The sequence below is a fragment of the Mesorhizobium sp. M8A.F.Ca.ET.202.01.1.1 genome (assembly GCF_004791595.1).
Lineage (GTDB): Bacteria > Pseudomonadota > Alphaproteobacteria > Rhizobiales > Rhizobiaceae > Mesorhizobium.
Map to the genome: position 1 here is coordinate 320,663 of NZ_SRUN01000006.1, position 9,097 is coordinate 329,759.

Consider the following 9,097-nt stretch of genomic DNA (forward strand, 5'->3'; position numbering starts at 1 on the left):
CTCCGCTCCGGTTCTCGAAAGTCACTGTTTTCGGCTCGGCCTGACCTGAATCTCAACAGATCCTAGGGCAGCGCGCCGGATCGTTAAATTGCGCTGCATTTCCGGTACCGGATAGCAATTTCCTCTCGCTACACCGGTCATGTCTAAGGCTTGAGGGAGCCGGAATTGCAGATCAGAACCATCGCCAACTCGACTCCGCCGGCACGGGATGCTTCGGCGGTTTCATCAGCCCCGTCAGCCGAATCCAGACGCATCAGCGATGATGTCGCGCAGGCGCGTCACACCGCCATGTCGGCGCTGACCAATGACCGCTTCCGCGCCATGCTGGAGCAGATTACCGATCCGGGCGCGTCGGGTGTGCTGGCGACAATGCGCGGCGACAATGTCGTCGATTTCAGGTCGGCGCAGTCGAGTTACGCCGACAACAGCGAATAGCCGCAAAAGAAATCGCGTCAGGCCCGGCCGCGGCGCCGCTCGCGGCGGGCTTCGCTGGTCTCGGCGGTGTTTGCCGTCGCCACCTTGTTGCGCATCGGACCGATGCGCTCGACGATCTTTTCGACCGTCGGACGATCCGCCTTGGTATGGGCGTCGAGCGCCTTGCGCATCGCGGCCAGATGCTGAAACGAGGTGCCGCAGCAGCCGCCGATGATTTTGGCTCCGCCATCCACGGCCAGCCGGACATAGTCGGCCATCAATTCCGGCGTGCCGGAATAGTGGATTTCGGTGCCACGGAATTCGGGGATGCCGCAATTGCCCTTGACGATGACGGTCGCCTCCGGCTTCGCCTGCGTCATATCGAGCAGCGAAGCCAGGATGTCGGAGGCGCCGACGCCGCAATTGGCGCCAACGCCGAGCGGCGCCTGCGACAGGCCATCGGCGACGCCGTGGATATCTTTCGGCAGCAGGCCCATCATGGTGCGGCCGGCGGTGTCGAACGAGCCGGTATAGGTGTAGGGCAGGCCGACGCGGATGGCGGCCTCGGCGGCGGCGCGGATCTCGTCGGGCGCCGACATGGTCTCGATCCAGGCGACTTCGGCGCCACCTTCCTTGAGACCCTCGATCTGTTCGGCAAAGGCGTCGACCGCCTCGTCATAGGTCATGGCGCCAAGCGGCACCAGCAATTCGCCGGTCGGGCCGACCGAACCAGCAACGATCACCTTGCGGCCGGCCTTGTCGGCGACAGCGCGGGCGATCTCGGCGGCGCGTTTGTTCAGCGCATGGACGCGGTCCTGCGCATGATGCAGCTTCAGCCGGTGGCGGGTACCGCCGAAGGAGTTGGTCAGGATGATGTCGGCGCCTGCGTCGACGAAATTCTGGTGCAGGCTGGTGATGGTGTCGGGCGCCGTTTCGTTCAGCAGTTCCGGCGCCTCGCCGGCCTCCAGACCCATGGCGAACAGATTGGTGCCCGTGGCGCCATCGGCCAGCAGCACGCCCTTTTCAGCCAGCAGGGCTTCGATCGGATTGCTCGTCGTCATCGGATTGGCTTTCATGTCTTGAAATTCGAATAAGGATATAAAGAAGTCTTTATGTCTAGTCAATGAAATTGCGATGCAGAACGCGCTCAGGCTGAGCCTGATGCGAACGACATGCCGGCCAGGTTGCGGGCGAAGGCGGCCGCTTCGTGCGGGTTGATGTCGGCGGCACGGATCAGATTGTCGAAATGCTGTGTCAGCGCCTGGACCGGCTGCGTGGCGTTCAGCACCACATACATGTCTCCCACATAGATGGCGGCGCGATAAGGACCGAAGATGGTGAGCGGGATGGAATAGCGCATGCGGCCGTCATAGAGGAACAGGCGGAAGGTCGGATAGAGGTCGTCGAGCAGCGTCGCCATATGGGCAAGTTGCTGCTGGCGGTCGGCTGCCGGGAAACGGTCCCACACGCCGAGGCCGCGGGCGAAGATCTCCAGCGTGTGGCGCGGCATGCAGACTTCCATGTCGGTTTCCGGACGCCGGTTGTATTCGATGCGGTATTGCGTCTCGCTGGCCTGCGCCAGGCGGCTCCTGTTGGTGATGTTGGCCTCGTAGTCGACGAGCGCGCGGGTGCGCAGGAGATCGGGAATGCCGGCCGGCACATAACGGATCTTGGTGCCAGCGGCTTCAGCGAACCATTTGGCGAGCAGCGTGCGGTCGAACCCGTCGGGCGCTTCTTCGATTTCGAGGCTCTCGCGGATTTCGCCGGTCACCCCTTCGTCCTGGCTCAAGCCCAGCAGCCAGTCCAGCGACACCTTGAATTCGGCGGCTATGTTGAGGAGCGTTTCGGCTCGCGGCAGGCGTGTCGACGCGCCTGACATGAGCTGCGACAGCGCCGACCGATCGATGCCGACCGCTGACGCGAACGCAGACTGATTGAGATCCGAGCGTGTCAGGAGGAGCTTCAGACGCTCCCGAAAGATCGTCGACAGATCGCGCTTGTCCATGGCCTTGCTCCCGTCTTCCGGAGGAAAAATTTGCGCCGAAGCCCCTGCAGCAGGGCTCCCAGGCGTAAATGAATCCCTAAGATTGTTTACAATGTACAACATATGCAGTCAAAAATGCGCAATCGCAACATTTTGTGCACTTTGTCGCGTTGAGTGGAATCACTTCTCCTGACACAATGCTGTCAGGAACCAATTGGGGTTCCGGCGACTGAGGGACAGTGGTCGATAGCATGGCAAGCATACCAGGCAAGAGCATCCGTCGAAGCAGCAAACCGGTCATCGAATGGCCGACCGTGGTTCTCGCTTTCTTCTGTTACGGCACATGGTTCGCCGCCGGCCTCTTCCTCTGGCCATCCTATCCCATCCTGGCCCTTATCGTCATGGCCGTTACATTGGCTCTGCAGTCCTCGATCATGCATGAGGTGCTGCACGGTCACCCGACCCGCAACGCTCTCATCAACGAAGCCTTCGTTTTTCTGCCGATTGGCCTCGCCTGGCCGTTCCGCCGCTTCAAAACCATTCACCTGCGCCACCATGCGGACGAGCGCCTGACCGACCCGCTGGACGATCCCGAGAGCTATTACAAGGCGCTCTGGATGCACGAAGAAATGCCGCCACTGATGAAATTCGTGCTGAAGGTCAACAACACCATGGCCGGTCGTCTGGTGCTCGGCCCGTGGCTGTCCTGCATCGGCTTCTTCATCGACGATGCCAAGCATGTGATCGCCGGCGACAAGGCGATCCGCAAGGCCTGGCTGCTGCATGCGATCGGCCTTGCCGTGGTGCTGCCGGTCGTGCAGTTCGGGTTCGGCATGCCGGTTTGGCTCTATGTGCTGGTGCCGGTGTGGCTTGGCCAGTCGCTGATCTCGATCCGCACCTATGCCGAGCATCAGTGGTCGGAGCATCCGGAAGGTCGCACGGTGATCGTCGAGCGCTCGCCGCTGTCGTTCCTGTTCCTCAACAACAATCTGCACTTCGTCCATCACAAGAGCCCGACGATCGCCTGGTACCGGCTGCCGAAGCTGTTTCGTGACCGGCGCGAGGAATGGCTGCGGATGAACAATGGCTATGCCTACCCGAACTATTTCGCGCTGCTCAAATCCTATGCCTTCAAGGCCAAGGAGCCGATAGTGCATCCGGTTCTGCGGCGCGCGCCCGAGCCGGGCAGGGCGTTCAAGCCGCGCGTCAGGGCGCGCAACATCAATGGACTTGGCACGGTGCCGGTCCCGGCCGAGCCGCCCAAGGAATAGTATCCGCCGATAGTGTGGATACCGCGTCGGCCAATTCTGATTGGGCGCCGCGTTTTTGCGATCTTTTTCCCAGGCATGGTGGTTTGATATCGGCATGAGCGAATTGATTGCGGCGTTGCCGATGTATGACTGGCCCGAAGTGCGCGACGAGGTCGACGCGCAATGGGCGTCGTTGCGCGAGGCTTTCCGGCCGAGGGGTATCGATGCGCCGCGGTCCATCGTGCGGCGCAACGCTGACCTGCCCGCCGTGCCGGGCGGTATCCACGACGCCCAGGGGGGGCTGATCGCTCCGGATCCGGCGACCCTGCCGCCGGACGAGCTCGATTTCCACAAGCTCTGGCTGCATCCGGCGCTGCTGTTCGCGCAGACCTGCTGGGGGCCGATGGAACTCGGTTTGTCCCCGCACGTGCAGGTGGTCGGCCAGCCAAGCTATGACGCCTATGAAGGCGGACAGGGCGAACTCTATTCGAGCGCGCTGGTGATGCGCTCGGGCGAGGAGCCGGAGGTTCGGTCACCCGCCGACGGCAAGGCCCTGCTGCCGCTCGATCTCATCCGAGGCAAGCGCTTCACCTTCAACAGCCTCGATTCCATGTCGGGCATCATCGCGCTGACGCGCGACCTGGAAGCGGCCGGCGAAAACCTGGACATATTTTCATCGAGTGGCGAAAGCGGCGGCCATCGCGGCTCGATCGTGGCGGTCGCCGAAGGCAGGGCGGATGTCGCCGCGATCGATTGCGAAAGCTGGGCGCTGGCACAGCGCTTCGAGCCGGCGGCGCGCAAGGTCGTGATCGTCGGCTGGACAGCACGGCGCAAAGGTCTGCCGTTCATCACCGCGAAAACGACGCCGGAAAAGACCGTGCGCGCGATGCGCGAGGCGCTTGCCGGCCTAGCCGAGCAGCCTCTCATCCAACGGGTAGGTTGAAAGTTTTTCGTTGCCGGTCTCTGTGATCAGGATCTGCTCCTCGATCTTGACGCCTTCGCCGCCGCCCAGCCGGCCGATATAGCTCTCCACGCATAGCACCATGCCTGGTTCCAGCACACCGTCGGGCGTATCGGATGTCCAGTCGCCGGCATGCGGCAAGGTCGGGTATTCGTCGGCCAGCCCGACGCCGTGGTAGAGAACACCGTAACGGGTCGGGAAACAGTCCCCCGGCGGCACCGCTGAGCGTTCGACAAGGTCGCGGAACGATATGCCGGGCTGCATCAGTGCCGTGTTGTGTTCGATCTGATCGACGGCGATGCGGAACAGGTCGCGCTGTTCGTTGGTCGGCTTTGTATCGCCGCACAGCCAGGTGCGCGAGAGATCGGCGCAGAAGCCGTAGGGGCCGATCAGGTCGGTGTCGAACGCGACGAGATCGCCTGATACAATGATCCGCGACGAGCATTCTTGGAACCACGGATTGGTGCGCGGTCCCGACGTCAGCAGCCGCGTCTCGATCCATTCGCCGCCGCGCGCGATGTTGCCGCGATGGAGTTCGGCCCACAATTCGTTCTCGGAAATGCCGGGCTTCAACGCCTGTTCCATCGCGCCCATCGCCGCCTCGCAAGCGACGATGGCGCGGCGCATGGCGAGGATTTCGTCCGGTGATTTGATCAGCCGAGCATTTTCCATCACCGCTTCGCCATTGCCGATGGAGATCCCCAGGCGGTGGAGCTCTTCAACCCCTTCCGGATTGATGTGGTCGACGGCGATGCGGTTGTTGCCGCCGCCGTGCTCCCTGACCAGATCGGCGATGCCGGCGGCCCAGCGGCGGACTTTCTGCTCGGTCAGTTCGCCGCCATAGAGATACATCCATGAAATGGCGGGGCGGACTTCATCGACGACACCGGAGTGGTCGGAAAGATGCTCGCATGAAAAGTAGTCGAACAGCATCACCGGCCCGTCGGTGGCGACGAAGCAATGCCGTGTCGGATTGTGCGCCACCCACAGCTGCATGTTGGTGCTGTCGGTCGCATAGCGGATATTGACGGGGTCGTAGAGCAGGGCGCCGGCATAGCCGCGGCACTTCAGCTCGGCGCGAATGCGGTCGAGCCGATATTGCCGCATGGCGGGCAGGTCGGGAGCTACAATGCCTGCCGCGGCCCATTCCGCTTCAGCCACCGCGCCATAACCCAGCACATGCTGGTTGAGCCCAGCGGCCTTCTGTCGTGAGGCGTCGCGCAGCGCCTCGATCGAGCCTGATACAAAAGGCATGATCTTGCGGTGGCGGCCGAAGCTTCCCTTTGGCGCCGCGCTGTCCATGGCGAAACCTCAGCTCCGCATCTTCTCGCCACTCGGGTCGAAGGGCGCCTCGACATTGATGCGGGCCGGACGCCGGTGACCGAGGATTTCGATCTCGAACAGGCCGGCGCTTTCATCCTCGGCGAGTGCCGCCGGCACATAGCCTTGCGCCATCGATTTCTGCACGTAATGCGCATAACCGCCCGACGTCACCCAGCCGACCACGCGCCAGTCGCCGTCGACGATGCCGCGCACGGCGGACGCGCCTTCGGCGGCCTTTGAACCGCGTATTTCCTTGCCTGAAGTGTCGAAGCGCGGCGCGCCGTAGCCATGCGGCTTTTCGACGGTGCCGTAATCCTTGCTGACCTTGGCCCAGATCGGCTCGTCGCCCATCACGTCGGCATCGGCCGCGTCGACGATGAAAGAGACGCGGCGCAGTTTTGGACCTTCCGCCTGTTCCTTGGCGGCGGCTTCACGACCGATGAAATCGTTCTTCTCAAGCTTGATGAAGCGGTCCATCGAACCTTCGAATGGCCCGTAGATTGGCCTGAGCTCGCGGAACCAGGTCGGGAAGTTCTTTTCCAGGCGCATCGACAGCAAGGCGCGCATGCCGAAATCGACCAGGCCGAATTCCTCGCCCGCTTCCTTGATCGCCTTATAGACCAGGCGCTCGTAGGCCGGCGCCATCCAGATTTCGTAGCCAAGGTCGCCGGTGTAGGTAATGCGGTTGACCAGGCACGGTGCGCCGCCGACCGCCATTTCGCGGAAATCCATGAAACGGAAAGCCTTGGTCGAAATGTCGACATCGACCAGCTTCTGCAGGAGGTCACGCGACTTCGGCCCGGCGATCGACAGGCCGACCAGCGTCTGGTCGAAGCGATGGATACGCACCGAACCATCCTTCGGCAGATGCTTCTCGAACCAGCGCATGTGGTATTTCTGCGCGGCCGATGAACCCCAGATCATGAAGCGGTCTTCGCCAGCCTTGGCGATGGTGAAGTCGCCGATCAGCTTGCCGAATTCGTTGATCATCGGCGTCAGCACGATGCGGCCGGTCTTCGGCATGCGGTTGGTCATCAGCCGGTTGAGGAAATCCTCGGCACCCGGTCCCGACACTTCGTATTTGGCGAAGTTGGCGATTTCGGTGACGCCAACCCTTTCACGGGTGGCGCGCACTTCCTCGCCGATCGGTCCGAAATCGTTGGAGCGGTGGAAGGAGACGATGTCTTTCGGCTCCTTGCCCTTGGGCGCGAACCAGAGCGGGGTTTCGAGGCCCCACGAGTCGCCCATCACGGCGTTGTTGGCGAGCATGGTGTCGTAGAGCGGTGTCGTCTGAGCCGGGCGGGCCGCGGGCAGCTCTTCATTGGGGAAGCGGATCGAGAAGCGGCGCGAATAGTTTTCGCGCACCTTGGCATTGGTGTAGCGCAGGCCGGCCCACTCGCCGAAGCGGGCGACATCCATTCCCCAGACGTCGAAGCCCGGATCGCCATGGACCATCCAATTGGAGAGAGCCAGGCCGACGCCGCCGCCCTGGCTGAAGCCGGCCATGACGGCGCAGGCGCACCAGAAATTGGTCAGGCCCTGCACCGGGCCGACCAGCGGGTTGCCGTCGAGCGCGAAGGTGAAGGGGCCGTTGATGATCTGCTTGATGCCGGCCTTTTCGATGCCGGGGAAATGCTTGAAGCCGATCTCCAGCGACGGCGCAATCCGGTCGAGATCGGGCGGTAGCAGTTCATGGCCGAAATCCCACGGTGTGTTGACCGGCGACCACGGCTTGCAGGCCTTCTCATAAGTGCCGAGCAGGATGCCGTTGCGTTCCTGGCGGGTGTAGATTTCGCCCTTGAAGTCGAGCACGCCGATCATTTCGCGGCCGGTCGACTTGTTGAATTCCTCGACCTCCGGCATCGGCTCGGTCAAGAGGTACATGTGCTCCATCGCCAGCACCGGCAGTTCGACGCCAACCATGCGGCCGATCTCGCGCGCCCACAGGCCGCCGCAGTTGACAACATGCTCGGCATGGACCGTGCCCTGTTCGGTGACGACGTTCCAGGTGCCGTCCGGCTGTTGCGTCAGGTCGACGACGCGGTTGCGCAGCACGATCTCGGCGCCGAGCTTCTTGGCCGCCTTGGAGTAGGCGATGGTGGTACCCGAGGGATCGAGATGGCCTTCGACCGGATCCCACATGGCGCCGACGAAATTGGTCTCGTCCATCAGCGGGAACATCGCCTTGGCCTCGGACGGCGTGATCAGCTCGGTGTCCATGCCGAGATAGCGGCCCTTGGCGTGGGCCAGCCGCAGGAAATCCATGCGCTCGGGCGTATCAGCCATCATCACGCCGCCGGTCAGGTGCAGCGAGCAGGATTGGCCCGAAATCTCCTCGATCTCCTTGTAGAGCTGGACGGTGTAGGCCTGGAGCTTGGCGACGTTCGGATCGCCGTTCAGCGTATGAAAGCCGCCCGCCGCGTGCCAGGACGAGCCCGAGGTCAGCTCGGACCGCTCGATCAGCATGACGTCGGTCCAGCCGGCCTTGGCCAGGTGATAGAGCACCGAGCAGCCGACGACACCGCCGCCGATGACAACCGCTTTTACATGGGATTTCATGAAGATAGGTCCGTTTTTGAAGAGATTGAATCGAATGAGCGGGGCGTGAAAACAAGGCGGAGGTCGGATACAGCCGTGTTTTCGGCGAGCCTGCCATCAAGCGCGGCAAGGATGGTTTCACAGACGGACGTACGATGTTTCAGGACGTCATGGTTCCAGACACGCAGGATCGAATAGCCTTGGGCGCGCATGAAATCGTCGCGGCGACGGTCATAGGGACTGTCGGCGTGTTGGTGGCCGTCGACCTCAACGACAAGCCATTTTTCGCGGCAGGCGAAGTCTGCAAAGAAGGGGCCGATGGAGAGCTGACGGGTAAAGCGATAGCCGCCAAGCTTGCGTGCTTTCAGTTCAAGCCAAAGCAGTGCTTCCGCCTGATTGCCGGCTTGCCGGAGTTTTCGCGCTCGCGGGGTTGTGCCTGCTTTTCGGCGGCTGCGCGTTGCGTGACCGGCTTCCCCCACTCCGTCGCCGCTTCGCGGCGCCACCTTGTATCTACACGAGAGAGATTTCGTGGGATTGAAGCGATTGAGCCAAGGTCCGGGCGGCCGCCCGGACCTTGGCTTGGCGAAGTCGCCCGTACCACCTGAGGTTACAGCCGCGGGAGAGCTT

Annotated in this window: 8 protein-coding genes; 3 read left to right on the top strand and 5 right to left on the bottom strand. The window is 62.6% G+C overall.

All coding sequences use genetic code 11. The features are described from left to right. The first annotated feature begins 165 nt into the window (after nucleotides 1-165). On the top strand, nucleotides 166-435 hold the full coding sequence (locus EN845_RS35500; protein WP_167531374.1) for a hypothetical protein: 270 nt from the start codon (nucleotides 166-168) through the stop codon (nucleotides 433-435). Nucleotides 436-452: 17 nt separating this feature from the next. Here EN845_RS35500 and bmt read toward each other — a convergent pair whose 3' ends face one another. Together bmt and EN845_RS16300 are read right to left on the bottom strand one after the other, a co-directional pair. Beyond that, nucleotides 453-1,475, bottom strand: a complete 1,023-nt coding sequence (gene bmt, locus EN845_RS16295; RefSeq protein ID WP_167531384.1) for a betaine--homocysteine S-methyltransferase — start codon at nucleotides 1,473-1,475, stop codon at nucleotides 453-455. Nucleotides 1,476-1,561: 86 nt separating this feature from the next. After that, on the bottom strand, nucleotides 1,562-2,419 hold the full coding sequence (locus tag EN845_RS16300; protein WP_127280234.1) for a helix-turn-helix transcriptional regulator: 858 nt from the start codon (nucleotides 2,417-2,419) through the stop codon (nucleotides 1,562-1,564). Nucleotides 2,420-2,649: 230 nt separating this feature from the next. On the opposite strand from EN845_RS16300, the gene EN845_RS16305 reads away from it, so the two are divergent. Then, nucleotides 2,650-3,669 carry a fatty acid desaturase gene (locus tag EN845_RS16305; RefSeq protein WP_167531373.1) on the top strand — a complete coding sequence of 340 codons (1,020 nt, stop codon included), beginning with the start codon at nucleotides 2,650-2,652 and terminating at the stop codon, nucleotides 3,667-3,669. Nucleotides 3,670-3,763: 94 nt separating this feature from the next. Further along, nucleotides 3,764-4,591 carry a PhnD/SsuA/transferrin family substrate-binding protein gene (locus EN845_RS16310; RefSeq protein ID WP_127871517.1) on the top strand — a complete coding sequence of 276 codons (828 nt, stop codon included), beginning with the start codon at nucleotides 3,764-3,766 and terminating at the stop codon, nucleotides 4,589-4,591. Here EN845_RS16310 and EN845_RS16315 read toward each other — a convergent pair. From EN845_RS16315 to EN845_RS16325, 3 genes are read right to left on the bottom strand one after another with little or no spacing between them, the layout of a single operon-like run. Continuing rightward, nucleotides 4,556-5,911, bottom strand: a complete 1,356-nt coding sequence (locus EN845_RS16315) for a Xaa-Pro peptidase family protein (protein ID WP_127871516.1) — start codon at nucleotides 5,909-5,911, stop codon at nucleotides 4,556-4,558. The two genes, EN845_RS16310 and EN845_RS16315, sit on opposite strands and share 36 nt — an antisense overlap. Nucleotides 5,912-5,920: 9 nt before the next feature. After that, entirely contained in the window at nucleotides 5,921-8,491 is a 2,571-nt protein-coding gene (locus EN845_RS16320) for an FAD-dependent oxidoreductase (RefSeq protein WP_127871515.1), read from the bottom strand. Then, a complete protein-coding gene (locus EN845_RS16325) occupies nucleotides 8,488-8,949 on the bottom strand; it encodes a DUF559 domain-containing protein (RefSeq protein WP_245511758.1) in 462 nt (153 codons plus the stop codon). Before EN845_RS16325 ends, EN845_RS16320 begins: the two co-directional genes overlap by 4 nt. Between the last annotated feature and the right edge of the window lie 148 nt (nucleotides 8,950-9,097).

Coding starts and splice junctions, on each gene's coding strand:
- EN845_RS16315 (WP_127871516.1), bottom strand. CDS start 5,911: ATGGACAGCGCGGCGCCAAAGGGAAGCTTCGGCCGCCACCGCAAGATC.
- EN845_RS16320 (WP_127871515.1), bottom strand. CDS start 8,491: ATGAAATCCCATGTAAAAGCGGTTGTCATCGGCGGCGGTGTCGTCGGC.
- EN845_RS16310 (WP_127871517.1), top strand. CDS start 3,764: ATGAGCGAATTGATTGCGGCGTTGCCGATGTATGACTGGCCCGAAGTG.
- bmt (WP_167531384.1), bottom strand. CDS start 1,475: ATGACGACGAGCAATCCGATCGAAGCCCTGCTGGCTGAAAAGGGCGTG.
- EN845_RS16300 (WP_127280234.1), bottom strand. CDS start 2,419: ATGGACAAGCGCGATCTGTCGACGATCTTTCGGGAGCGTCTGAAGCTC.
- EN845_RS16305 (WP_167531373.1), top strand. CDS start 2,650: ATGGCAAGCATACCAGGCAAGAGCATCCGTCGAAGCAGCAAACCGGTC.